The sequence below is a fragment of the Microbulbifer hydrolyticus genome (assembly GCF_009931115.1).
In the GTDB taxonomy this organism is placed as follows: Bacteria; Pseudomonadota; Gammaproteobacteria; order Pseudomonadales; family Cellvibrionaceae; genus Microbulbifer; species Microbulbifer hydrolyticus.
Genome location: NZ_CP047491.1, coordinates 1,226,848 through 1,252,299 on the forward strand (window position 1 = coordinate 1,226,848; position 25,452 = coordinate 1,252,299).

The window sequence follows — 25,452 nt, forward strand, 5'->3', positions numbered from 1 at the left end:
CGCATTCCCCGGCCGGAGCCGGGTTTTTGACACTTTTCGAACGCAAGGAATAAAGAGATACCCATGTTCAAACGCTTGTTTGCCTGTCTGCTCCTGATTGTCAGCACCAGTGTTGCCCAGGCCGATAAACCGCTGATACCTGCGCCACCGCAACTCGCGGCGACCGCCTATCTGCTGATCGATGCCCACACCGGCCAGGTACTGGTAGAACACGACGCAGATAAAAAGATTCCTCCCGCCAGCCTGACCAAGATGATGACCAGCTACATCGTCTCCGAAGAGCTGGAAAAGGGCGCCATCAAAGAGCAGGACATGGTCAATATTTCGGAGAAGGCCTGGCGCAAGGGCGGCTCCAAAATGTTTGTCAAAGTCGGTGACAAGGTGCCGGTCATCGACCTGCTGCGCGGGGTCATCGTGCAGTCGGGTAACGATGCCAGTATCGCGCTGGCGGAATATGTTTCCGGCAGTGAAGAAGTGTTCGCCGAAGTAATGAACCAGCAGGCGCAGCTTCTGGGTATGGAAGACACCCATTTCGTCAATGCGACCGGTTGGCCGGCAGATGGCCATGTGACCACGGCTCGCGACCTGGGCAAACTGGCGCGTGCGCTGATCCAGAATCACCCGGACCACTACGCCCTGTACTCCGAGAAATATTTCCGCTTCAACGGCATCAACCAGCCCAATCGCAACCGCCTGCTGTGGCGTGACCCTGCGGTTGACGGTATCAAGACCGGCCATACAGAAGAAGCGGGCTACTGCCTGGTGGCTTCGGCGGTAAAACGCGGCATGCGCCTGATCTCGGTAGTCGTCGGGACGGACAGCGATGAGAAGCGCGCTGCGGAAACCCAGAAACTGCTCGCCTACGGCTTCCGCTACTACCAGACCCACAAGGTCTACGGTAGCAACGACGTGCTGCAGACCGAGCGAGTATGGGGCGGCAAGACGGATTCTGTCGGCGTTGCGGTACAGAACGATGTGTTCGTCACCATTCCCCGTGGCGGCGAAGAGAGCATCAAGGCTGACCTGATCATTGATGGCGAACTCAAGGCGCCATTGGCCAAGGGCCAGCAGGTGGGGAAAGTGGTTGTGACCCTGGACGGTGAAACCGTCGCCGACGTGGCCGCGGTGGTTGCCGAAGACGTGGAAGAAGCTGGCTTCTTCAAGCGCCTGTGGGATTCTATCAAGCGCTTTGTGATGGGCTTTTTCGAGTAACCGTAACTGAAAATGCCCCATTCAGCCCGGTGCCATAGCGCGCCGGGCTGCCAACTGGCCCCTCCAAAGCAGTTTCTTCTGCAATCTTTCCTCCCTGTCCAGCCTCCTGTCGGCACTGTATAATCGCCGCCCAGCCGCAACTCCCGCTGGGATTTGTCCCCGCGCCCCCAACACTGACCTGCGGCCCTGTGAGAGTGGTATGACCCAGGATTCAGAACAGCAGCCTCCAAAAATCGAATTCCCCTGTGAAGACTATATGGTCAAGGTGGTGCGTGACACCGATGACGAGGTGCACGAGTTCGTCATGGAGGTGATGCGCCGCCATGCGCCGGAGCTGGATGAGAGCCAGCTGAAACACAAGCCGAGCCGCAACGGCAAGTTCACTTCGGTGACCTTCTTTATTCTCGCCACCGGCGAGCCCCAGCTGAAGGCGCTGTTTGAAGAACTCAAAGCCCACCCGGGCGTCTACATGGTGCTGTGATGGCCGCGCCTGAACCGGTCATCTGTAACCTGGGCCGGCGCGACTACGAGTCCGTTTGGCGAGCCATGGCCCATTACACCGACCACCGCGGCAACGACGCCGGGGACCAGATCTGGTGTGTCGAGCATCCTCCCGTATTTACCCAGGGCCAGGCCGGCAAGGCGGAACACCTGCTCAACACCGGGGATATTCCCGTGGTGCAGGTGGATCGCGGCGGCCAGGTCACCTATCACGGTCCCGGCCAGCTGGTGGTCTACCCGTTGCTCGACCTGCGACGCAGCAAGATCGGCGTGCGCGACCTGGTCACCGCGCTGGAAGAGGCCACCGTTGCCATGCTGGGTGAATTCGGTATTGCTGCCGCGCCGCGTGCGGACGCGCCCGGTGTCTATCTCACCGACGGGCCGCGGGCGGGCAACAAGATTGCCTCTATCGGCCTGCGGGTGCGCCGGGGCTGTAGCTTCCACGGTATTGCCATCAATATCGATATGGACCTGGGCCCCTTTCTGCGTATCAACCCCTGCGGGTATGCGGGGATGCAGATGGTACAGATGGCAGAGGTCATCCAGCCCACTCCTCAGTGGGAAGCAGTTGCAAAAAGCTTTGTGGCGGCGTTGCAGCGTAATCTGCAATTGCCGGAGGCCAGCTGGCAGCCGGTAGACGAGAACCTATTTGCAGTGCCAGGGAATGAGCCCGGTGCTGAACCAGGAACGAGTAATGTCTGAGAGATTTGACGCGGAAAACCCGGAAACTCGCCAACAGGAGGCGGCACAGCCGGAAGGTACTCCGGAAATTGTTCCGGTAAAACGTACCCGGCGTCTGCAGCAGGGCGAAAAGCTGCGCGACGGCGACAAGGTTGAGCGTATCCCGGTAAAGGTGATCGCCAGCGACCAGACCCTGCGCAAGCCGGACTGGATTCGCGTGAAAGTGCCTTCGGTAAAAGCGTCCAAGGAAGTAGAGCGGATCAAGAGCATCCTGCGCTCGCAAAAGCTTGCTACCGTGTGCGAAGAGGCCAGCTGCCCGAACCTGGGTGAGTGCTTCAGTGGCGGTACGGCCACCTTCATGATCATGGGCGAGATCTGCACCCGCCGCTGTCCCTTCTGCGATGTGGGCCACGGCAAACCGAATCCGCTGGACCCCAACGAACCGCAACACCTGGCGGAAGCCATTGCCGCCATGGGCCTGCGTTATGTGGTCATTACCTCTGTAGACCGCGACGACCTGCGCGACGGTGGCGCCCAGCACTTTGCTGAATGTATCCAGCAGTCCCGTGCGCTGTCGCCGAACCTGCAGGTGGAGATCCTGACCCCGGACTTCCGCGGGCGTATGGATATCGCACTCGACATTCTCGAGGCCGAAGCCCCGGATGTGTTTAACCACAACCTGGAAACCGTGCCGCGCTTGTATCGCGAGTCCCGTCCCGGTGCCAACTACAAGTGGTCCCTGAAACTGCTGCAGGAATACAAGAAGCGCCGTCCGGACGTACTCACCAAATCTGGCCTGATGGTCGGGCTCGGTGAAACCAAAGAAGAAATCTTCGAAGTACTTGATGACATGCGCGCCCACGATATCGACATGCTCACGATCGGCCAGTACCTGCAGCCGAGCAAGGAGCACCTGCCGGTACAGCGCTATGTACACCCGGACGAGTTCGAGGAGTACCGCCGCTACGCCGAACAGATCGGCTTTACCCACGCGGCCTGTGGTCCGATGGTTCGTTCTTCCTATCACGCCGATAAGCAGGCGCACGGGGAAAAAGTCAGCTAACCCTGCCATTCCCGATTTTCGGCCCGGTGAAGAATCACCGGGCCACACTCTTCCCCTCTGGTTCGCTCCCGAGCTTTCCTGATTGCAAACCTATTTTTTGTATTTCGCGAACTCCTGGCTTTCGCGTAGTCGAATATTCCCATCCTTTCACGCTCACATTCGCAATGTGACGAGCCCGCCGTATTTCTTGCGCCTGAATTCACATCGCGTATTTTTTCATTTTTTATCCTCCGCAGTTTTGAAAATTTGGCTCAAAACTCATCTTTTTATGGGGTTGTTTTCAAATTCAGGCACGTTGCAACAAAGCAGATGCCGCGATCGGCAAGATTAAAAACAATAAATTTCCTGAACCAGCAGGATGTCATGAAGATGCGGTTGGTTTTATCTGATGGTTTTAATCATCGGTGTCAGTTGTATTTGATCCGATCATTTTTTCGTTTTTTTCTATGTGCTCGCTGCGGCCTCGTCGACCTACGGTGATGAAATTGTATTTGTAGAAAAATTAATGGGGCTTGTTCGAATATTTATTCACTTTTTGTTTTCGAGGAAAAGTGGGTCGCGGATAGAAGTCTCGCTGCGAATGGTGTCAAAAAAATTACCGAAAATATTCGCTTCAAACACTGGCGGATAGTGCGCAGGATGAAATGACATCCAGGTTTAGTCCGCGCGGTGTTCAGGTGGCCTTTATTCGCGAGTCCAGGCAGAAGGGCGTTGCGATTCAGGCGGTGAAGCCAGCAGCGCGCCTGTTCACTCACCAGTGATCACTAATTAGTTATTCACACAGGATGGATTTATCGGTGCAGTGGTACGGACTGGCGGTGTCCGTTGCACAGGGAAGAGGTAAGGCAGGGAGCCGGGTGCGAAAAGGGGTCGTGTTGATCCGTCACTGCTGTGGTAGTTGCGGCCCGGATTCACACCACACAACAAACTGACATAACTCATAGCGACTGGAGAGAAGTGATGGGAGTAAAAACAATGCAAAGACGGTCAATGTACCGAGCCTTTGCCAAAGCCGGGCTGGTGATGTGGTTGGGGACTTCGTCCGCCGCATTGATGGCGGCGGAAGCGGAGATGCTTATTGTCAACGATTGGGGCAGTGGTTTTCAGGCAGAGATCGTTGTTACCAATGATGGTAGTGAGCCTCTCACCGACTGGTCCGTATCCTTCAATATGGATGTGGATATCAACAACTTGTGGAATGGTGTGATCGAGTCTCAGAGTGCCAGCCAGTATTTGGTGGGTGCGGCCGCGTACAACAACAGTATTGCGCCTGGTGCCCAGGTCAGCGTCGGGTTTACTGCATTCCCGGGAGGAGTGGCTCCGGTTGCGGTCACTGTAAACGGTGATGGCGGCGGGTCTTCTTCCGGCGGATCGTCAAGCAGCTCGTCGAGTTCTTCAAGTTCCTCGAGCTCGTCAAGTTCATCAAGCTCTTCCGGCGGCAGTTCCTCGAGCTCGTCAAGTTCATCCAGCTCTTCCGGCGGTAGTTCCTCGAGCTCGTCCAGTTCATCCGGTGGTTCCAGCTCCAGCAGCAGCTCCTCAAGTTCGTCCGGCAGCAGCTCTGGTGGCAGCACCCCCGGATCAGGCCGTTTTCGCGTGGATACATCCGGTAATATCACCAAGAACGGTGAAGTCATTCCGATGAACTGTGGTTCCTGGTTTGGCCTGGAGGGGCGCCACGAGCCGTCTGACGACGCGACCAACCCCAGTGGCGCACCGATGGAGCTGTATGTGGGCAACACCTTCTGGGCCAATGGCGGTTCAGGCACCGGTCGTACCATCCAGCAGACCATGAGCGAGATCACCGCCATGGGCGTGAATGTGGTGCGCTTCCCCGTAGCGCCACAGACCCTGGATCCGAATGATCCGCAGGGCACTGGCGCTGTACTGAAAAACCATGAATCAGTGCTGGTACCCAATGCCCGCCAGGCAATGGAAGAGTTCATCATTGCTGCAGATGCCAACAATATCGAAGTGATGCTGGATATCCACTCCTGCTCCAACTACTTGGGCTGGCGCGCCGGTCGCCTGGATGCGCGCCCTCCCTATGTGGACCGCGACCGTGAAATGTACGACTACCCGCGGGAAGACTCCTCCTGTGCCGCCACCAACAACCCTGACGGTGTGACCCGCATTCAGGAGTACAACCGCGATATCTGGCTCGACAACCTGCGCGAGCTGGCCAGCCTCGAGCAACAGCTGGGTGTCGATAACATTATCGGTATCGATATTTTCAATGAGCCCTGGGATTACACCTGGGAAGAGTGGAAAGGCCTGGTGGAAGATGCGTACGTCGCTATCAACGAGGTGAATCAGGATACGCTGCTGTTTGTCCAGGGCATCTCGGCAACGGCCGACAACCAGGACGGCACCCCGGACACCATTACCCAGGTGCCGCATGGGGATGAGTCCACCAATCCGAACTGGGGTGAAAACCTGTTCGAGGCGGGCAACAATCCGCCCGATATTCCCAAGGATCGCCTGGTGTGGTCTCCGCACACCTACGGCCCCTCGGTATTCGTGCAGAAAGGCTTTATGGATGTGGCGGCACAGCCGGAGTGTGAAGGCCTGGAAGGCGACGCCGCCGGTGATGCCGACTGCAACATCGTGCTTGACGCAGAACTCCTGCGCCAGGGTTGGGAAGAGCACTTCGGTTACCTGCGCGACTTGGGCTACGCGGTCGTAGTGGGTGAGTTCGGCGGCAATATGGACTGGCCGGCCAAAGCCACCCTGCGAGACCAGGCGCGCTGGGATCACATCACCCCTGGAATTGACCAGGAGTGGCAGGACCTCTTCGTCGATTACATGGTCGAGGAAAATATCCAGGGCTGCTACTGGTCCATCAACCCCGAGTCCGGTGATACCGGCGGCTGGTATGGTCACGCCTACGATCCGGTGAGCAACACCACCGGTTGGGGCGAATGGCTCGACTTCGACCAGCGCAAGACCAACCTGCTGAACCGTTTGTGGACAAACACTCCCGAGTAATTTCCGGTATCAGTTTGCCGGTACCCGCCTGACGGGTACCGGCTTCCCAAACAAAATTTTCGCACGCAGAGCCGGCACCCGGTATCGATGCCTACGTGTGCCTCCTCCCACTTCCCACCGTCTGAAAAGTGGGACGTGCCTGCGCAAAGTGGCAACAGCCGGCGCTTTTACGCCGTGCTAGTCTGCCGCGACACTGTGTGTTCCTGCCTGAAAGGTTTGTCGCCCGGGAAGGGAGCGGATGGTGCTGTTTGGCGCGTCTCAATCAGTAGAGTGCATGAACCGGTACTGGCTGCCCGGGTGCTCCATTGACCAGTCATGACGCTGACCAGGCATTCAGGCAATGATGATGCAGGCACAATAACTATCATAAGAGGTGAACTATGGCCGGACCCCAGGCTCCAGTGAGCAATATTCCAATCAATTCTTCCTCCAGCGAGGCAACCGGAAATTTCCGCTTCGCGCTCACAGCACTTACGGTGCTGTTTTTTATGTGGGGCTTCCTGACCTGCCTCAACGATATCCTCATTCCGCATTTGAAAGCGGTGTTCAACCTCAGCTATACCCAGGCGATGCTGATCCAGTTCTGTTTCTTCGGTGCTTATGCCACCGTGTCATTGCCGGCAGGTGCACTGGTGAAGCGCATCGGCTACCAGAGCGGCATTGTGGGTGGGCTGAGTGTCGCCGCAGTGGGGTGTTTGCTGTTTTATCCCGCCGCGGAGAGTCATTCCTATCCGGTGTTCCTTGGGGCGCTGTTCGTGCTCGCTTCCGGTATTACGCTGCTACAGGTATCTGCAAACCCGTACGTCACCGCACTGGGTGACCCGGCAACAGCTTCCAGTCGACTGACCATGACCCAGGCATTCAATTCTCTGGGTACCACGGTTGCCCCGTTTTTTGGTGGCGTACTGATCCTGTCTGCCGCCACGGTCGGTGCCGAGGCCCTGAGTGCTGATGCGGAAGCCGATGCGGTGAAGCTTCCTTACCTGATGCTGGCAGGGATACTGGCAGCGCTGGCCGTGATCTTCAGCAAGCTGAAGCTGCCTAAGATTGAAATGCACGAAGACAAGACGGTGGCCGAGGAGGGCAATTCCGTGTGGTCCCACCGGCACCTGGTGCTGGGCGCTGTCGGTATCTTCGTATATGTGGGCGCAGAAGTGTCCATCGGCAGCTTTCTGGTGAACTTCCTTGGCCTCGACAGCGTGGCGGCGATGGAAGAGGCCAAAGCGGCCCATTACATTGCCTACTACTGGGGCGGTGCCATGATCGGCCGGTTTATTGGTGCGGTGGTCATGCGCAGTGTGTCGCCCGGCCTGGTACTGGCCTTCAATGCCGCTGCGGCTATCCTGCTGGTGTTTGCCGCCATTCTGGGCGCGGGTGCCGTGGCCATGTGGGCCATCCTGCTGGTTGGCCTGTTCAACTCCATCATGTTCCCGACCATCTTCAGCCTGGCGCTACAGGGCCTGGGCAGGCAGGCGGGACAGGCATCCGGGGTACTCTGCCTGGCGATTGTCGGCGGCGCGATCGTACCTCTGATCCAGGGTGTGGTGGCGGATACCGCCGGCCTGCAGCTGTCCTTCCTGGTACCGGTCGTATGCTACGTATACATCGCCTACTACGGCCTGAAAGGCTCGAAAGTGACCGGCTGATCCCGGTTTCAGCGACATAAAAAAGGGAGGGAAGCGCAGGCTTCTCTCCCTTTTTTTGTGGGCAGCTTCTATTGGCAGGCTGTTCCGGCTGACGGTTCCGTCTGACGCGCCTTTAATCCGTGTATAACGGTCAGTGTGCGTAGGTCAGGCAGTTGACCGAGTCGCCACTGTAGCCCAGCTCGATCTGATCGGCGCAGCACTCAAAGTCCACGTTGTGGTTACAACCGGTGACCTTGCAGGCGCCCACACCGGCAACGCGTTCGCGCTTGGTGTGCTGGTGGTTACTGAAAAAGGTATCGCAGTCCGGGTGATTGCCGTCGCCGATGGTAATGGCACGGGCATGGCAGGCAGAATCCGTGTTGTAGGCGCATTCGCTGGCGGCACAGCTGCTCACTTCGGGCATATCGGTAGCAATGATCATGGCGCAATTCTCTTTGGATTATCGTCGAAGGACCAAACTCCCGTTTTGAGCCTAGCCCAGCGTCATCGCCTGTCAATTCGCTGGCACCAAATTAAACGAAATCCGGGCGGTATGGATTCTTGCGGCTTGCAAAGGGTTTTCGACCTTCCGCTAATTGCCCTCGGCTTCACGCTTCAGGTATACAGGGTAGGGAATCCATTCGATAGCTGTTGCGAGTAGACCATGATCGGCAAGCCGCTGCTTTTACTCTTTGCGCTGTTATATGTGGCGCTGCTGTTTGTCGTTGCGTGGCGAGCAGATCACCACCGGCATTGGATGCAGCGCTTCCGGCCGATTATTTACGGTTTGACTCTGGCCGTGTACTGCAGCTCGTGGACCTTCTTCGGTGCGGTCGGGCAGTCGGTCAGTGCTACCTGGAGTTATCTGCCGATTTACCTGGGGCCCATACTTCTTTTCCTGTTTGCCGGAGGCTTCCTGCGCAAGCTGATGCTGGTCGGCGAGCGCCAGAAGATCACATCGATTGCCGATTTTATCGGCTCCCGCTATGGAAAAAGTCGCGGCCTGTCCGCACTGGTGACGCTGCTGGCCATTGTCGGCAGCCTGCCTTATATCGCCTTGCAGCTGCGTGCGGTGACCATGGGGTGGGAGTCTACTGGCGGCAATGCCGAAAGTGGCAACGTCGCCAACCTGGATACCGCACTGGCTACGGCATTGATGATGGGGTTGTTCGCCATTCTGTTTGGTACTCGTCATCTGGAGGGGCGCGAACGCAACCTGGGGGTAGTGGCGGCCATTGGGCTGGAGTCACTGGTAAAACTGTTTGCGTTTGCCGCGGTCGCGGTGCTGGCATTGTGGTTGCTGGTTACCGGTGCCGCAGGAATGAATGCGCAATCCGCGGATTGGCAGCCGTACCTGGACTGGCAGATGCCGGATATCAATTTTGTCACCCAGACAGTACTCGCGATGATGGCGGTTATCTGTCTGCCGCGTCAATTTCACATGGCGGTGGTCGAGTATCGCTGCCCCGATGACCTGAATACCGCTCGCTGGCTGTTGCCGGCCTACCTGATCCTTTTCTCGGTACTGATTTTACCCATCGCCATTGCCGGGCAACCGCTGGTTGCGATGGGGCTGAGTGAGCCGGATACACTGGTGCTCACTCTGCCCCTGAGTAATAACCAGGGCGCGCTTGCCACGCTCGCTTATATAGGCGGTTTCTCTGCCGCCACCGGAATGGTGATTGTGGCGGCGTTGACGCTGGCAGTGATGGTTTCAAATGAGCTGGTGGCGCCGGTGTGGCTGTACCTGACCCGCTACACCCGGCTGACTGCGGTTTCCCTTGGCAATCACCTGCGCTTGATCCGCCGCATCAGTATCCTGCTGCTCATGCTGATGAGCTGGGGCGTCAATCGGGCCATTTCCGGTATGGACGCGCTGGCTTCCATTGGCCTGCTTTCCTTTGCTGCGGCCGCACAATTCGCGCCGGCTCTACTCGCTGCACTCTACTGGCCGCGGGCGCACCGGCGCGGGGTCTGGGCCGGGTTGATCGTTGGCTACGGGCTCTGGGCATACTGCCTCGTTTTGCCTGCAATATACCCCGATGCAGGGCTATTGGTGCGCGGGCCTTTTGGGATTGAAGCGTTGCGGCCACAGTCGCTGTTCGGTATTTCCGGGCTGGATCCTCTGAGCCACGGGGTGTTCTGGAGTTTGCTCGGTAATGTACTGCTGCTGGTGGGGGTTTCCCTGATGAATCGGCAGAATGACGGGGATGTGCGCCAGGCCGCTGTTTTTGTGACACCGAGCGATCCGGGCGAGCTGGCGCCAGACCTGGTGCCCACGGATATCCATATGGGGCAGGTCCGCAGTCTGTTGCAACCATTTGTGGGCCGTGAGCGGCTGGAAGAAATCTGGAACGATTTTGAACAGCGCAGTCAGCAGCGTTTGCTGCCGGACGATGCTGCCCCGCGGTTTGTGATCAGCGAGGCGGAACATACGCTCTCCGGTATTGTTGGCTCCGCCGCTGCCCACCAGCTAACGGGTTTGCTGCACAGTAACCGCCCACTCAAGCTGGAGGATATCGCGCGGCTGGTGGATAGCACCTCCGAGCGCCTGCGTTTCAGTCAGGAGCTGCTGCAGACCACGGTGGAAACCATCAGCCAGGGGATCAGTGTGGTAGATGCGGATCTGCGCCTGGTAGCCTGGAATCGCCAGTATCTGGAGCTGTTCGATTACCCCGAGCGGCTGCTCTATATCGGTTGCCCGGTGTCTTCATTGTACCGCCATAACGCGGAGCGCGGCCTGTACGGTCCCAGTGACGATCCGAACATTTTGGAAGGGCATGTACAGCGACGGCTGGACCTGCTGCGGCACGGCAGTGCGCATCGCTTTGAACGTCGCCTGCCCAGTGGCACGATTGTGGAGGTGCGCGGAACGCCCATGCCCGGTGGTGGCTTTGTTACCACCTTTACCGATATCAGTGAGTACCGCGCTGCGGTCGACGCGTTGGAAGAAACCCGTCGCAGCCTAGAGGACCGGGTGCAGCAGCGTACCTCGGAACTGTCCGAGAGTAATCGCGCGTTGCAGCAAGAGAACCGCCGCCGTGCGGAGGCGGAAATGCAGATACGCGAACTGCACCGCGCAAAAACGCGTTTCCTCGCCCACACCAGCCATGACCTGCTGCAGCCGATTAATGCCGCGCGGCTGTTTATCGCCTCGCTGCAACAGAAAGCTGCCACTGGCAGTTGGCGGGAAATGGGCGATGATATTCATTACATCGACAGCGCGCTGACCTCGGCGGAACAGTTGATCGGCGCGCTGCGGGAAATCAGCCGGCTGGACTCCGGCAACCTGACGCCGAAGCGCGAGCATTTCCGTCTGCGTCAGTTGCTCGACGGGCTCAACGCGGAGTTTTCTGCACTGGCCAGCGAGCGCGGTCTCACACTTGACTATGTGCCGACGGACGCGTGGGTCTTCAGTGACCGCCACCTGCTGCGTCGGATTCTGCAAAATTTTCTCAGCAACGCCATGCACTACACCGCACGGGGCCGCGTGCTGCTGGGAGTACGCCGGCGCACAGAAAAGGACGCGCACGGCGAGCCGCAATCACTGCTGGAAATTCAGGTGTGGGACACCGGCCCGGGCATCGCGAACGATGCCCGCGAGCAGGTGTTCGATGAATTTGTGCGCCTCGGTGGCAGCGAGCGCGGTTCGGACAAAGGCCTCGGCCTTGGCCTCGCCATTGCCCGCCGCAGTGCCGACCTGCTGGGGCATGCGCTGGGATTGGCGTCGGTGCCGGGACGTGGCTCCATGTTCAGTATCCGGGTACCAGTGGGTGTATCGCGAGTGGAGCCTGCGGTGGCGGCACCGGCAGAGCAGGGGGTGACAACACTGTCTGCCGCCCGGGTGCTGTGCATTGATAACGAGCAACAGATCCTGCGCGGAATGGAGAGTCTGTTGAAGGGCTGGGGCTGCCAGGTGGTGACGGCGGCTTCTCTCGAGGAAGCACTGGAAACCTGGCCGCATCGCTCGCCGCCTGCGGTGGTGATTGTCGACTATCACCTCGACCGCGATGCCAATGGCCTGGATGCACTGGATACCCTGTGTGGTCACTGGCAGGTCGATTTGCCCGCGATCCTGGTGAGTGCGGACACGTCGGAAGCGGTGCGCAACAGTGCCTCGGAGCGAGGATGCTTCTATTTGCCCAAGCCGGTGAAGCCGGCGCTGTTGCGGAATGTGATGCGGCGTCTGGTGCGGACTGTACCGGCTTGAGTCAGTTCACCTCATGACTTTTCGCTTCGGGTTTTTGCGGTGCCACAAACTGGCCCGGTGGTTCCACATCCAGGCTGCTCAACGCCAGCACTGCCTGGGTACGCGAATTCACGTCCAACTTGCGGAACAGTGCAGTAAGGTGGGCTTTGACCGTGGCCTCCGTCACCTGCATTTCATAGGCGATCTGTTTGTTCAGCAATCCCTCCGCCAGCATGGTCGCCACGCGAAATTGCTGCGGCGTGAGGGTGGCAATCACATCCACCACTTCATTGCTGTCCTCGCGGGCCTGCGCGCCGGCGCTATAGCGTTCACGCACTAGTGGTGGCAGCCAGATTTCGCCATCGATAGCCTGGTTGAGCGCATCGGATATCTGGTCAACCGGGGCGGACTTGGGAAGAAACCCGCAGGCGCCAAAGTCGATCGCACGGCACATGATTTCCGGTTTCTCGTTGGCGGACACCACCATCACCGGCAGTTGTGGGTACTGGCCATTGAGAAAAATGAGGCCACTGAAGCCGTGAGCGCCGGGCATGTGCAGGTCCAGCAGAAGCAAGTCGCAATCCGGGTGCTCTGCCACGCATTGCTGCAGGCTCTGCATATCGCAGGCCTCAATCACTTCCGCACCGGGGAAAGTCTGCTTGATCGACTGGCACAGGGCGCCGCGAAACAGCGGATGGTCGTCCGCGACGATAAACTGCCGGGCATTATGAGAGTGCATCGCTATTCATCCCCTGCATTCTGACCTGATTACCCACTGTACGAATATTGTGACGGTGGCGCCAGCAGGTGCAACATTTTCTAATTATCGTTCGTTGTTCGCGCAAGCCGGGATGCTTCGCCTGCGCGTTGCCGCGGCCCGAAATTGCTGGGCCGCGAGCTTCTGGTCATGCGGCTGGGAACATCACGCGCCTTCCGAGAGGGCAGCGCGATTGGCGACCAGATTGTCGACTACCGACGGATCCGCCAGGGTGGAGGTATCCCCCAGCTGGTCGCATTCGTCCGCGGCCACTTTACGAAGAATGCGCCGCATAATCTTGCCGGAACGGGTTTTCGGCAGCCCCGGTGCCCACTGGATTATATCCGGCGTGGCGATAGGGCCGATTTCTCTGCGCAGCCAGTTGCGCAGGGCGTTGCGCATCTGCTCCGTCGGTTTCACGCCGCTGTTCAGGGTAACGTAGACGTAGATGCCCTGGCCTTTTATGTCATGTGGGAAACCAACCACCGCCGCTTCTGCTACCGCCTGGTGGGCCACCAGTGCGCTTTCCAGCTCGGCGGTTCCCATGCGGTGGCCGGAAACATTGAGTACATCGTCGACGCGCCCGGTGATCCAGTAATAGCCATCATCATCACGCCTTGCGCCGTCGCCGGTGAAATACATATTGTCGAACGTGCTGAAGTAGGTATCGATAAAGCGCTGGTGATCGCCGAAAACGGTGCGCATCTGCCCGGGCCAGCTACCCAGAAGTACCAGATTACCCTCGGCGGCCCCCTCCAGAATATTGCCTTCGCCGTCGACAAGCGCCGGCTGTACCCCGAAGAACGGGCGAGTGGCGGAGCCGGGCTTGAGTGCAGTGGCGCCGGGCAGGGGCGTGAGCATCGCGCCCCCCGTTTCAGTCTGCCACCAGGTGTCCACGATCGGGCACTGGCCGCGGCCGAAGGTGCGGTGGTACCACTTCCACGCTTCGGGATTGATTGGCTCTCCCACAGTGCCCAACAGCCGAAGGCTTTCCAGGCTGGCTCCAGCTACCGGTTTGTCGCCCTCCGCCATCAGCGCGCGGATTGCGGTAGGAGCGATGTAGAGAATATTGATCTGGTGGTCGTCGATAATCTGAGACACCCGGGTGGCATCCGGGTAGTTGGGCACGCCTTCGTACATCACAGTGGTGGCACCATTGGCCAGTGGACCGTAGATGATGTAGCTGTGCCCGGTGATCCAGCCGATATCGGCAGCGCACCAGTAGCGCTCGCCACGGCGGTAATCGAATACGTATTCGTGGGTGATGGATGCGTAGGTGATGTAGCCGCCGCTGGTGTGCAGCACACCTTTCGGCTTACCGGTGGAGCCAGAGGTGTAGAGTATAAACAGCGGGTCCTCCGCATCCATCACTTCCGCCGGGCAGTCGTCGCTTTGCGCTGCGATCAGTTCGGCGTAGTCACGATCTACTGCCGGATTCCAGTCGTTCACACCGCCGGTGTAATTGACCACCACCACGTTTTCCACGGTGGTTTCCGCGCACAGGGCTACGGCCCGGTCCACATTCTGCTTCAGCGGTACCGAGCGTCCGCCGCGGCGGCCGGCGTTGGCGGTGATCAGCGTGCGGGACTTGCCGTCGTCCATGCGTCCGGCGAGGGCCTCCGGCGAGAAGCCGGCGAACACAACCGAGTGAACCGCGCCGATACGTGCGCAGGCCAGCATCGCCACGGCGGCTTCCGGAATCATTGGCATGTAGATGGTCACCACATCGCCTTTCTGTACGCCGAGGCTTTTTAGGCCATTGGCAAAGCGGCATACCTCGCGGTGCAGTTCGAGGTAGCTGATCTCGCGGGAAGTGCCGGGTTCATCGCCCACCCACAGGATAGCGGTGGTATCGCCGTGTTCGACCAGGTGTCGGTCGAGACAGTTGGCGGCCACGTTCAGCTTGCCGTCGGCGAACCAGCGAATGTGCAGATCGTCTTTGGCGAAGGACACATCTTTTACCTGGTTGAACGGTTCGATCCAGTCGATGCGCTGCGCCTGCTCGCGCCAGAAGCCTTCGTTGTCCTCAACGGAGCGATTGTAGAACTCGAAATAGCGCGCCTCGTCCATCAGGGTATTGGCGGCGTAGGCGGTGGGTACGGGGTAGGTTTCAGTTTGACTGGTCACGGGCCGGCCCTCTTCATCGATGCTGTATTTATCAGTTTTCTGTTGGCTGAGGGCATTTTGTCACCGAGCCCGCAGGGGTACGTATTAGACAAAAGTCGAAAGGCGGTAGCAGCACACGCCGGGTAATATTCCCAGGCATAGACATTGGTCTAAATTAGCCCCCGATTTAGACCAATGGTTAATACCCAGATTTTCCATGGCGTTGTTTGCTTGGGCCTGTGTTACCCAAAAATGGCAAACAACGGCAAGGACAATAGTTATGACGGTGAAAATAATAAAAAACCGCAAACTGGCCGGTGCGCTGGCACTGACAGCGATGGTAAATACGATACCCGGTCTGGCGGTGGAAGTAGAAGAGTCGAGCGCAGCGCAATTGCAGCAACGGATCGCCGAGCTGCAGGCGCAGGTGGACGCGCTCGCCGCGCGCCCGGTCGAAATCGAAAACCCGGAGCCAACACAAGCTTCTACCTTCGGCGATACCAATATCCAGATTGGCGGTTACGTCAAACTCGACAGTATTTTCAGTGACTATTCCGATGGCAGTAGTGCAACGGCCGGTGTAGGTGAAGACTTCCTGGTGCCTTCCACTATTCCCGTCGGCGGCGAAGGCGGCGATGTGCATTACAATGCCCATGCCAAGTCCACCCGGCTATTTTTCAAGTCCTCCACGGATGTGGGGGCTGGCAGTGTGAACACGCATATCGAGATCGATGCGATGGCCGGTGCTCAGGGCGACGAGCGTATCAGTAACTCCTACGCCCAGCGGCTGCGTCACGCCTATGTAGACTGGAAGATTGATGGTGACCGCTCTTTGCTTGCGGGTCAGTCCTGGTCAACTTTCTTTAATGTTGGTGCACTGCCGGAAGGGCTCGACTTTGTCGGCCCGGTGGGCACCATTTTTGAGCGGCAGCCACAGATTCGTTATACACAGGGGATTGGCAGTGGCAGTCTGCAGTTTGCCGCCGAGAATCCTGCCACCACTTTGTACAACGGTGCGGAAAATCCCTACGATGACAATAGTCGCCCGGATCTGATCCTGCGCTACAACAACAGCATTGGAGACCTCAATTACTCTGTTGCCTCGATGAGTCGTGAGCTGGCTTATGACCGTTCCGATGCTTCCAGTGATTCGGAGCAGGGGTATGCCATCAGCCTCTCGGGAAAATGGCAGCTGGGGCGCGACGATCTGCGTTTCATGTACAGCTACGGCAATGCGCTCGGGCGCTATCTGGGGCTGAATAGTTACCGTGCGGGTATCATTGATCCGGTCAATGGCAATATCGAACTGATCGACCAGCATGGAGGCTACGTTGCCCTGCGCCATTTCTGGAGTGAACAGTGGCGGAGCAATCTCGTACTTTCCGCCACTGCAGCGGATAACCCGGGGTTGGTTGCCGACACTACGCCGTCTTCTTATCAGAGTCTGCATCTAAACCTGATGTATTCTCCTGTACCGAAAATGACACTGGGCGGCGAATATATTTATGCGAGTAAGGAGCTGGAAAATACCAGTGGTCTGCTGGCAGATGACGAGGGGGATATGCAGCGTATGCAGCTGTCCGTGAAGTATGTGTTCTGATATGCGTTGTATTCTTAAACCGTATTAAATATTCAACGTCAATCCGATAATTCCAGAATAATTGAGGAGAGAAAACGATGAGTTTCAAAAATAAAGAGCTGGCCAGGGCATACTGGCGCGAGAACCTGAAGCTGATGTTCGGCCTTCTGGTGGTCTGGTTTGTGGTGTCTTTCGGCTGCGGTATTTTATTTGTCGAAGAGCTGAACCAGATTCGCATGGGCGGCTTCAAGCTCGGATTCTGGTTTGCCCAGCAGGGCGCCATCTATGTGTTTCTGGTGCTGATTTTTGTCTACGTCTACAAGATGAATCAGTTGGACCACAAATACGACGTTTATGAAGACGATAACCTTACAGAAACGGCTGCCGATACAGGTGTTGCCGGCGAAGCACAACAGCTGCAGGGGGAGCACTGAGCCATGGATGTCCAAACTCTCACTTTCCTGATCATCGGTGCGACTTTCCTCTTATATATCGGCATTGCCATCTGGGCCCGCGCCGGTTCCACCAACGATTTCTATGTGGCCGGTGGCGGTGTGCACCCGGTAGCCAATGGTATGGCTACGGCAGCGGACTGGATGTCAGCCGCCTCGTTTATTTCGATGGCCGGCCTGATCTCCTTTATGGGGTATGACGGTACCGTGTACCTGCTGGGCTGGACCGGGGGCTATGTACTGTTGGCCCTGTGCCTCGCACCTTACCTGCGCAAGTTTGGCAAATTTACTGTGCCGGACTTTATCGGCGACCGCTACTACTCCCAGGCAGCGCGTACCGTGGCAGTTATCTGTGCGATCTTCGTGTGCTTCACCTATGTGGCCGGACAGATGCGCGGTGTGGGCGTGGTGTTCTCTCGCTTCCTCGAAGTGGATATTGTCACCGGCGTGGTGATTGGCATGGGCGTGGTATTTTTCTACGCGGTGCTCGGCGGCATGAAAGGCATCACCTATACCCAGGTGGCCCAGTACTGTGTACTGATCTTTGCCTACATGGTGCCAGCGATTTTCATTTCCATCATGATGACCGGACATGTCCTGCCACAGACCGGTTTCGGCGGCATGCTCGCTGACGGTACTTATCTATTGGATAAACTGGACGGCTTGTCTACGGAACTCGGATTTGCGGAATACACGTCTGGTACGAAAAGTACCATCGATGTGTTCTTTATTACCGCAGCTTTGATGGTGGGTACCGCCGGTCTGCCGCACGTGATCGTACGTTTCTTTACCGTCCCCAAAGTGCGCGATGCACGTAAATCCGCCGGTTGGGCATTGCTGTTTATTGCCTTGCTCTACACTACGGCGCCGGCCATTGCGACCTTTGCTCGGGTGAATATGATCGACACCATCAACGGTTCGGACGGTCAGGGTACGCCCCATGCTGAAGCCCCTAGCTGGGTAAGCAATTGGGAGGAGACCGGACTGATCGCCTGGGAAGACAAGAATGCCGACGGCAAAATGTTTTATTCAGGTGACGAGCGTAACGAGATGAGCGTGGATCGCGACATCATGGTGCTGGCCAACCCGGAAATTGCCAATCTGCCAGCCTGGGTAATCGCCCTGGTGGCAGCCGGTGGCGTAGCGGCTGCGCTGTCCACATCGGCGGGGCTGTTGCTGGTGATTTCCACCTCGGTGTCGCACGACCTGTTGAAACGCAACCTGATGCCCCGGATTACCGAGAAGCAGGAGTTGTTGTATGCCCGTTCCGCAGCGGCGGTGGCAATCTGCATTGCCGGCTATCTCGGCGTGAATCCGCCAGGCTTTGTGGCCCAGGTGGTAGCGTTTGCGTTCGGGCTTGCGGCATCGTCCTTCTTCCCGGCGATCATCATGGGCATTTTCTTCAAGCGCATGAACAAGGAAGGCGCAATTGCGGGTATGGTGTCAGGCATTCTGTTTACCGCCGCGTATATTTGCTACTTCAAGTTTATTAACCCGACCGGGAATACGCCGGAGAACTGGTGGTTTGGTATTTCACCGGAGGGCATTGGAACACTGGGGATGATAATTAACTTTGTTGTGGCGATAGCGGTCGCCAAGGTCACCCGCCAGGTGCCTGCCGACGTTCAGGAAATGGTGGAGAGTATCCGCTTCCCGCAGGGCGCCGGCCAGGCCAGCGCACACTAACATTTGCGGTGCCAACAGCCGGGAGCCAGTCTCCCGGCTTTTTTTGGGGGTACGGAATCCATCTATTCAAATTCAGGCTGAGCCAGCTCATCTCCCCGGTAGACTCGGGGTCACTCCCGGCTACCACCACGTCACAAGCAGTTTGCGATCGAAAATCCAGATTTATTCGATGGTTGCGCCCTGCCATGCCAGAAGTGCGATTTCCTCACTTTCGCCCGGAAGCAGGATATTTCCCTCGCGGCGTAACCCGATTTTCTCCAGCAGGCGAATGGACGGTACATTGGCGGGAGAGACAATGGCGAGAATCCGCGGCAGTCGCAGTTCATTACAGGCAAAATCCATCACCTCCCGTGCCGCTTCCAGCGCATATCCCTGGCCGCGGTATTCCGGCAGCAATGCATAGCCGATATCCACGTCCTCTAGAAAGTCACGTTTGACCAAACCACACAGACCGATAGGGCGGCCGTCCCTGAGGGCAACCTTGTACATGCCGAAGTTGTGTTCGCGATAGGAAGCAATCGGGCCGCGTTGCAGATAATCCTCGGCCGCTTGCAGTGTTCGAACACCGCGGTCGGCGACATTGCGGACAAAGTCCGGGTCATTGAGGATGGCGAGCATCAGCGCGCTGTCTTCCCGGGAAAGCTCAGTAAGCACGAGCCTGCTGGTTGTGCGTTGAAACATGGAACGACGATCCGTTAAAAATGTACTCAGGCGGGATAATAGCCCGCAGGCTTACCGCGGAGAAAGGACAGCGCGAAATAGACAGGGCCGGGCGATAAGCAGAGCGCTCGCAACTGGTGTCATACACGGCAGCTTACTTAAAGATGAAGCAAGCGAAGTTCCGTCGCGCGCCAGTATGCGACCTTGGTCGGATTCCACCCCTGTGATGGCTGCGGGAAATTGTATCGGTGCGAGTCTGGTTCGCGATGAGCGGTAAATGGCGACGCCCTCGGACCGTAAAACAATAATGCCGCCGGCTAGAACCGGACGGCCCCAGCGAGTTGAGGAAAATATGAATAAAAAGAGCGATCTGCCCTGGTGCACCACGGCCACAATCCGACTGTTACTTGCGTCCCTGTGTGTACTGTTTGCCGGTGCCGCCGGCGCAGCCTGCCGCGACAGCGTGGTCCTGGTGCACGGCAATACCGGTGAACCGGCGGACTGGATCAATACCTATAACGAGTTGCGCAACCGCGGTTACAGTGCGAGTGAGCTCTACCTGCCGGACTGGGGCTCGAAGTCTTGCCCCACCTGCAACAATCACGATGGCAGTGAGGAAACTCCGGTACGCAACGCCATCAAAACGGCCATCGCCAGCTCCTGCACCGGCAAGATCGACGTTATCGGCCACTCCATGGGTGTAACGCTGGCGGCGCAGCAGATTATCAAGCTGGGTGAACAGAGCCGGGTGGATGCTTTCGTGGGTATTGCCGGGGCCTACCGGGGGCTATGGAGTTGCGGCACCTACCCCTACAACGTGTGGAACAGCACCTGTGGCTATAACGGACTGTCGGTGTCGAGCCCGTTCCTGGACTGGTTGTACGGCAAGCCCATCGCCGGGCGGGTGTACAGTATCAAAAGCTGGTCGGACCAGATTGTGTGTGTGACAGGCGTATGCACCGTTGGTGGCGTTCACTCCAGCCGCATCGCGGGGGAGCAGGCCACCTACTCCTTTAGCTATGGCCACTTCGGGCTGCAGGAATACACCTACGACCTGCAGGCTGACTTGCTCTAGTTAGGCTTGTCCGCCCCTGCCCAATGAACGGGCAGGGGCGTCAACATTCCACGCCGCAGTTGCCGATGGCAAGAGAGACGTTGCGCCCCCGGGAAGGGGCGCAGGGATGGGCGGGTTTCAGAAGGTGTAAGTAACACTGATGGAGCCATGCTCCGACGTCGGCCGCGCAGTAAGGTTGGCACTTACCGCAATCGCATCGGCTGCCTGCCAGCGCATGCCAACCAGCGCGCCAGCACCATCCTGGAACAGACCGGTATCTTTACTGGAGTAACTGGGCATTGCATTCATGTTGCCTTGCATGGATTTGACCCCCACTTCCAGCTGATCGGTTTCCGAGCCAGTGGTGTCTTCATACCAGAGCTGTCCATACGCACTGATATTTCCCCACTGCTTGTCGGCAAAGGCCCCCAGACGCATGGTGGAGTAGCGGCGATCCTGCGCCCCATAGTTCATACCGAATGGATCCATTTCAGCTCCGGTTGCATCGGTATAGGTGAAGCCCGCCAGCGCGTCTTCGGTATAACCGTCTACGTCCGCCTCAACCCGGGTAACGCCGACAAAGGGCCCGAAACGACTGGCTCCACCGGAAATGTTGACCCCGCCGGTGAGATCGAGTGTGGTGTTATCACCGCTGGTCGAGCCTTCGAGGGTGCCGTTAAAATTTTCACCCAGGCTGAAGGTGCGGCCTACCTGATCGTAATCCACCTCGGTCATGGTGGCGCTGGCTTCGAGGAAAAACTCGTTGTAGTGGATGCGGCCAAACAGGCTGTAGTTGGTGGCGGTGGATTCGATATCGCTCAGCTGGTTTTCCAGGGTCTGGTCGGCGCGGCTGACGGCAAAGCCAAGTTCGGTGTTGTCGCGCAGCGCGTAGCGGGCACCAATTACGCTGCCGTTCTGGTCGCCGCTGGCGGCGGGAGCGAAATTATTGTCGTAGTCGCTGTTACCCAGGGTGCCGCTGACAAATACGCCGGTTTCGGCGGAGCGGTAGCGGGTTCCGAGCAGGGCTTGCTGCAGGCTGCCCACGTGGCTGCGGGAAGCCTGTACGCCCATATCCGGCAGCTGACCGGCAATCTGGGCAGCGCTGACAATGCCGGTGTAGTAGTCGGCCAATACCTGCTGTGCAGCCTGGGTGGGGTGTACGGCATCGTTGAATACCAGTTTGCTGTCATCCGGCGCAGAACCGCTGATGCCATACACCGGGTGCTCGATACAGCCGCCACTGCCGTCGTAGCAGAATGCACTCTGGTTGATGTCTGCATACCCCAGCGCCGTGGCATTGGCGAGGGAGACCTTGAGTACACCGCCCATATCTACCATCAGCACGCCGTCGATATCCTTCGCGGAGTCGAGCAGGGTGCTGTTGAAAAGATCGACCGCGGAGCTGGCCGTGCTCAGGGTGCTGTTGATCGCCGCAGACAGCTGCGCGTTGGCCTCTTCCTGGGACAGCAGGCCCGCGGCGACGGCGTCGGCCAGTTGCTGTGCTTGCGGGCTCGCCGCAACAGCCTGGCTCACGGCAGCGTACATGCCGGGGGTATTGCTGATGTCCGGTACATTGGACACCAGAATATAGTTGGCCCCGGCGTCAGACAGCGCCTGAGCGCCATCGGCCAGCATGCTGGCTGCGAGTCCGGTCATCGCCGCGAACTGGTCATTGTCGATGGCGCCAGCAAGGGTGGCGGTAAAACCCCCAATCAGGTCGTTACCGCCACCGTTTATCCAGTACAGAGCCTTGCCGTCGGCACGGCGCTGGCTGGACTCCAGATAACCGAGGCCGAGCGGGTGCGGATTACCGGTGGTGCCTGAATCCGCAACAATATTGGCCGGTGCCGCGTCGATCTGGGCCTGCAGTGCGTCCGCCTGGGCGGTGTAGGCGGCAGCGGTCGCACTGTCACCGGCGGCTTCATACTGCGCGGCCGCAGCGCGTAACTGCGCTACTCCTTCCGGCCCCTGTAACAGGAGCCCGAGCAACTGGAGGTCAGGGTAAAGGCCGGTGCTGGTGTCGCGTGTGGGGTCCGGAAGCAGGGCGCTGACGAAATTGTGCCGGGACGGGTCGGGCAGGAGTCCATTCTGGTCGAGATATTCGAGGTAGCCCCGGGTGCCGAGAATATTCAGTAGTACATCCGCCGCGCGGTGCCCGCCCACCGCCCAGCCGCCGCCAACATTGGGCAGTGATGCACGTACCTGGGCCTCGGCCGCCGCGAGCATTTCCGCTTCCGACAGACTCGGGTCCACATCGGGCAGGCAAAGGTACATACCGGCACAGGACGGAGTGACCGCGCCCAGGCCCAGTTGCTGCGAGAGAATACTGATAGCCGCCTGCTTGTCCTCGCCGCTGGTGAATACACCGGCATTGCCAACATCAGTCAGGCTGTCCCCGAAGGCGATAATCTGGGAAAAAGGGGTGTCGCTGGCAGAGGCTGTGGTGCTCAGGCCGGTAGTCAGAGAAGCGACAGCAATTGCTGTCGCCAGGCTGCGCTTGGCGTTGGGCATGGTTTTCTCCTTTCATCGCAACACACAGTGAGCTTGTCCGCTACTCGCGGCTCTGTCCTGTGCGCGCGTCATTATTTTTATGTGTGATGTGTCCTGAAACTACCAGGGTGTGACCGAGATTAACCAAGCTGGGCTTGATGTTAAATGAAAAGTCAGAACTAAATCCGTCTGGCTGGTCACGGTTGAGGTTGGCGTGTATTTATGTAACACGTCGGACTGGAATAGAAACAATGGGCGCCTCTCAGCGCTCGCAGAGTCGCCGAGAGAACGCGGTAGGTGTGGCTGTCCGGCAGACTATCGCAGGGTATGCAGAAACTGCAGGTGGCGCTCGTACTGAGTAACCATATCCGTCAGCAACTGCTCTTTGGTCCAGCCCATCACATCGTAGTCCTGGCCACCTTCGTACAGGTGCACCTCCGCGCGGAAGTAGGTGTCGGGCGACCCGTCATCGTAAGTGTCATTCAGCTCTTTTTCCGGGTGGCTCGCATCGGGCTTCATCGTGGCTTTGGGATAGATGCCGTAGATGAACTCGACTTCTTCGCCGTGGCTGACTTCCAGCTGAATCCACTGGTCACCTTTTTCTTTTACCGTAGTCTCGTAGCCATTCTTGCGCATCTCTTCCGCAAATTCGTCCAGCGCCGGTTGGCCGATATCACGGATATATTCGTGTACTTCGGCGAGTGAAGGCAGTTGCAGGGCATTTTTCAGTCGTCGCTGCCACACAACGGGATTGCGGGCGCTGATCGGCGCGACGACGGCCGACTGGGTAATACGCTTGGTGGTATCCGTGCGCAACGCCTTGACCAGCCCGTACATGGAAATCAGCAAAATCGCAGAAAAGGGCAGCGCGCTGGCAATGACCGCGGTTTGCAATGAGCCGAGGCCACCGGCAAGCAACAGCGCAACGGCAACCGTGCCAATCAGGAAACACCAGAAGATCCGTTGCCATAATGGCGTGTCATCGCGGCCGTGGGACGAGAGCATGTTGACCACCAGGGCACCGGAATCCGCCGACGTCACAAAAAAGACAATCACCATGAGCACTGCCACAAAGGAGAACACTGACGAGAAGGGGAATTGCTCCAGAAACTGGAACAGAGCCACCGACTGGTCTTTGGCGACGATTTCACCGAGTTCCGTCAATCCCTGGTCGAGGATCATATGGATGGCGGAGTTTCCAAAAAATGTCATCCACAGCATGGTTACCAGCGCGGGAACCAGCATGGCGCCAACCACAAATTCCCGAATGGTTCTGCCGCGGGAAATTCTTGCAATAAACAGCCCCACAAACGGCGACCAGGACATCCACCAGCCCCAGTACAGAATGGTCCAGCCCCCCAGCCAGTCGGTAGGTGCGTAAGCGAAAAGGTCAAAGGTTTTGTCGACGATTTGGGAAAGGTAAGTCCCGAAGTTTTGCACAAAGGCCTGCAGCAGGTATATCGTACTTCCCAGTAGCAGCACCATGATCAGAAGGATCGCGGCGAGCGTCATGTTGAGCTGGGACAGACGCTTGATTCCCGCGTCCAGGCCCAGCACCACCGAAATCGTGGCAAGAATGGTGGTAACAATGATCAGGACAACCTGGACGGTCGGCCCCACCGGTAGTCCGAACAGGTGATTGAGCCCGGAGTTGATCTGCAATACGCCGTAGCCCAGCGTGGTTGCGACACCGCACACCGTGCCGACAATCGCAAATACATCGACGGCATGCCCGATCGGGCCATAAATTCGCTCGCCGATCATCGGGTAGAGTGCCGAGCGCAACGTCAGGGGCAACTTATGCCGGTAGCTGAAGTACGCGAGTATCAGTGCAACAATCGCGTAAATTGCCCAGGCATGAAACCCCCAGTGAAAAAATGTCAGTACCATAGCCTCTTCTGCGGCGTACACGGTCCCGGTTTCACCCACCGGTGGCTCGAGGTAGTGCATCACCGGTTCGGCTACACCAAAGAACAGCAGGCCGATGCCCATGCCGGCTGAAAACAACATGGCAAACCAGGATACAAAATCGTAGTCGGGCTCCGCGTGTTCCGGGCCCATTTTGATCTCGCCAAAGCTCGACATGGCGATGGCGATGGTGCCGATCAGGATGATTGCCACGGTCAGTACGTAGTACCAGCTCATGTGTGTAACGACCCATTCCTGTAGAGACTGGAACGTTGAAGTGGCATTGTCGGGAGCGAGCACCGCATAGGCGACCATCAATAACAGCACGGCTGTTGCCGAGTAAAAAACCGGGGGATTGAAATGCGCCGGCTGCTGGTTACTGTTGTCGCTAGAGTCAGTCATGTTCCGGGTACCCTGAGTGCTGTATTCGCTGAGGATGGTATGATTTTGCGCCTTTTGCTCAAAGCATAGACGAAAGTGCAACTTATAAACGCAGCAAATAAG

17 protein-coding genes are annotated in these 25,452 nt (G+C 58.1%); 11 read left to right on the forward strand and 6 right to left on the reverse strand.

Features of this window, described 5'->3' with window-relative positions; genetic code table 11:
- Positions 1-63 precede the first annotated feature (63 nt).
- From GTQ55_RS05170 to GTQ55_RS05195, 6 genes are all read left to right on the forward strand, one after another.
- A complete protein-coding gene (locus tag GTQ55_RS05170; RefSeq protein ID WP_161857777.1) occupies positions 64-1,212 on the forward strand; it encodes a D-alanyl-D-alanine carboxypeptidase family protein in 1,149 nt (382 codons plus the stop codon).
- Between the two features lie 199 nt (positions 1,213-1,411).
- A complete protein-coding gene (locus tag GTQ55_RS05175; protein ID WP_161857778.1) occupies positions 1,412-1,693 on the forward strand; it encodes an HP0495 family protein in 282 nt (93 codons plus the stop codon).
- Positions 1,693-2,415, forward strand: coding sequence for a lipoyl(octanoyl) transferase LipB (lipB, locus tag GTQ55_RS05180; protein WP_161857779.1), 723 nt, complete (start codon positions 1,693-1,695; stop codon positions 2,413-2,415). Before GTQ55_RS05175 ends, lipB begins: the two co-directional genes overlap by 1 nt.
- Positions 2,408-3,457, forward strand: coding sequence for a lipoyl synthase (lipA, locus tag GTQ55_RS05185; RefSeq protein WP_237567834.1), 1,050 nt, complete (start codon positions 2,408-2,410; stop codon positions 3,455-3,457). Before lipB ends, lipA begins: the two co-directional genes overlap by 8 nt.
- 960 nt (positions 3,458-4,417) lie before the next feature.
- Positions 4,418-6,442, forward strand: coding sequence for a cellulase family glycosylhydrolase (locus GTQ55_RS05190; RefSeq protein ID WP_161857780.1), 2,025 nt, complete (start codon positions 4,418-4,420; stop codon positions 6,440-6,442).
- A 380-nt stretch (positions 6,443-6,822) separates the two neighbouring features.
- A complete protein-coding gene (locus GTQ55_RS05195; RefSeq protein ID WP_161857781.1) occupies positions 6,823-8,088 on the forward strand; it encodes a sugar MFS transporter in 1,266 nt (421 codons plus the stop codon).
- Positions 8,089-8,218: 130 nt separating this feature from the next.
- Here GTQ55_RS05195 and GTQ55_RS05200 read toward each other — a convergent pair whose 3' ends face one another.
- Positions 8,219-8,509, reverse strand: a complete 291-nt coding sequence (locus GTQ55_RS05200; protein ID WP_161857782.1) for a DUF1540 domain-containing protein — start codon at positions 8,507-8,509, stop codon at positions 8,219-8,221.
- 222 nt (positions 8,510-8,731) lie between these two features.
- On the opposite strand from GTQ55_RS05200, the gene GTQ55_RS05205 reads away from it, so the two are divergent.
- On the forward strand, positions 8,732-12,277 hold the full coding sequence (locus tag GTQ55_RS05205; RefSeq protein WP_221296346.1) for a hybrid sensor histidine kinase/response regulator: 3,546 nt from the start codon (positions 8,732-8,734) through the stop codon (positions 12,275-12,277).
- Position 12,278: 1 nt separating this feature from the next.
- Here the strand turns inward: GTQ55_RS05205 and GTQ55_RS05210 are convergent, their stop codons facing one another.
- Together GTQ55_RS05210 and acs are read right to left on the reverse strand one after the other, a co-directional pair.
- The gene (locus tag GTQ55_RS05210) at positions 12,279-12,995 is read right to left on the reverse strand and encodes a LuxR C-terminal-related transcriptional regulator (RefSeq protein WP_161857783.1); all 717 of its coding nucleotides are present in this window, start codon (positions 12,993-12,995) and stop codon (positions 12,279-12,281) included.
- A 183-nt stretch (positions 12,996-13,178) separates the two neighbouring features.
- Positions 13,179-15,083: an acetate--CoA ligase gene (acs, locus tag GTQ55_RS05215; RefSeq protein WP_237567908.1), complete on the reverse strand. Its 1,905-nt coding sequence runs from the start codon at positions 15,081-15,083 to the stop codon at positions 13,179-13,181.
- 322 nt (positions 15,084-15,405) lie between these two features.
- On the opposite strand from acs, the gene GTQ55_RS05220 reads away from it, so the two are divergent.
- The 3 genes from GTQ55_RS05220 to GTQ55_RS05230 all read left to right on the forward strand — a co-directional run bounded on the left by GTQ55_RS05220 (position 15,406) and on the right by GTQ55_RS05230 (position 18,836).
- Positions 15,406-16,719, forward strand: coding sequence for a DcaP family trimeric outer membrane transporter (locus GTQ55_RS05220; RefSeq protein ID WP_237567835.1), 1,314 nt, complete (start codon positions 15,406-15,408; stop codon positions 16,717-16,719).
- 77 nt (positions 16,720-16,796) lie between these two features.
- Positions 16,797-17,132, forward strand: a complete 336-nt coding sequence (locus tag GTQ55_RS05225) for a DUF4212 domain-containing protein (protein WP_161857785.1) — start codon at positions 16,797-16,799, stop codon at positions 17,130-17,132.
- A gap of 3 nt (positions 17,133-17,135) precedes the next feature.
- Positions 17,136-18,836: a sodium:solute symporter family protein gene (locus GTQ55_RS05230; RefSeq protein WP_161857786.1), complete on the forward strand. Its 1,701-nt coding sequence runs from the start codon at positions 17,136-17,138 to the stop codon at positions 18,834-18,836.
- Positions 18,837-18,998: 162 nt separating this feature from the next.
- Here the strand turns inward: GTQ55_RS05230 and GTQ55_RS05235 are convergent, their stop codons facing one another.
- Complete coding sequence (locus tag GTQ55_RS05235; RefSeq protein WP_161857787.1) at positions 18,999-19,517, reverse strand: GNAT family N-acetyltransferase; 519 nt, start codon at positions 19,515-19,517, stop codon at positions 18,999-19,001.
- Between the two features lie 331 nt (positions 19,518-19,848).
- On the opposite strand from GTQ55_RS05235, the gene GTQ55_RS05240 reads away from it, so the two are divergent.
- Entirely contained in the window at positions 19,849-20,571 is a 723-nt protein-coding gene (locus GTQ55_RS05240) for an alpha/beta fold hydrolase (RefSeq protein ID WP_161857788.1), read from the forward strand.
- A gap of 117 nt (positions 20,572-20,688) precedes the next feature.
- On the opposite strand, the gene GTQ55_RS05245 is transcribed toward GTQ55_RS05240, so the two are convergent.
- Positions 20,689-23,061: an autotransporter outer membrane beta-barrel domain-containing protein gene (locus GTQ55_RS05245; RefSeq protein ID WP_161857789.1), complete on the reverse strand. Its 2,373-nt coding sequence runs from the start codon at positions 23,059-23,061 to the stop codon at positions 20,689-20,691.
- A gap of 294 nt (positions 23,062-23,355) precedes the next feature.
- Positions 23,356-25,350 (reverse strand): BCCT family transporter, encoded by a 1,995-nt coding sequence (locus GTQ55_RS05250; protein ID WP_161857790.1) that lies wholly within the window; start codon positions 25,348-25,350, stop codon positions 23,356-23,358.
- Positions 25,351-25,452 lie beyond the last annotated feature (102 nt).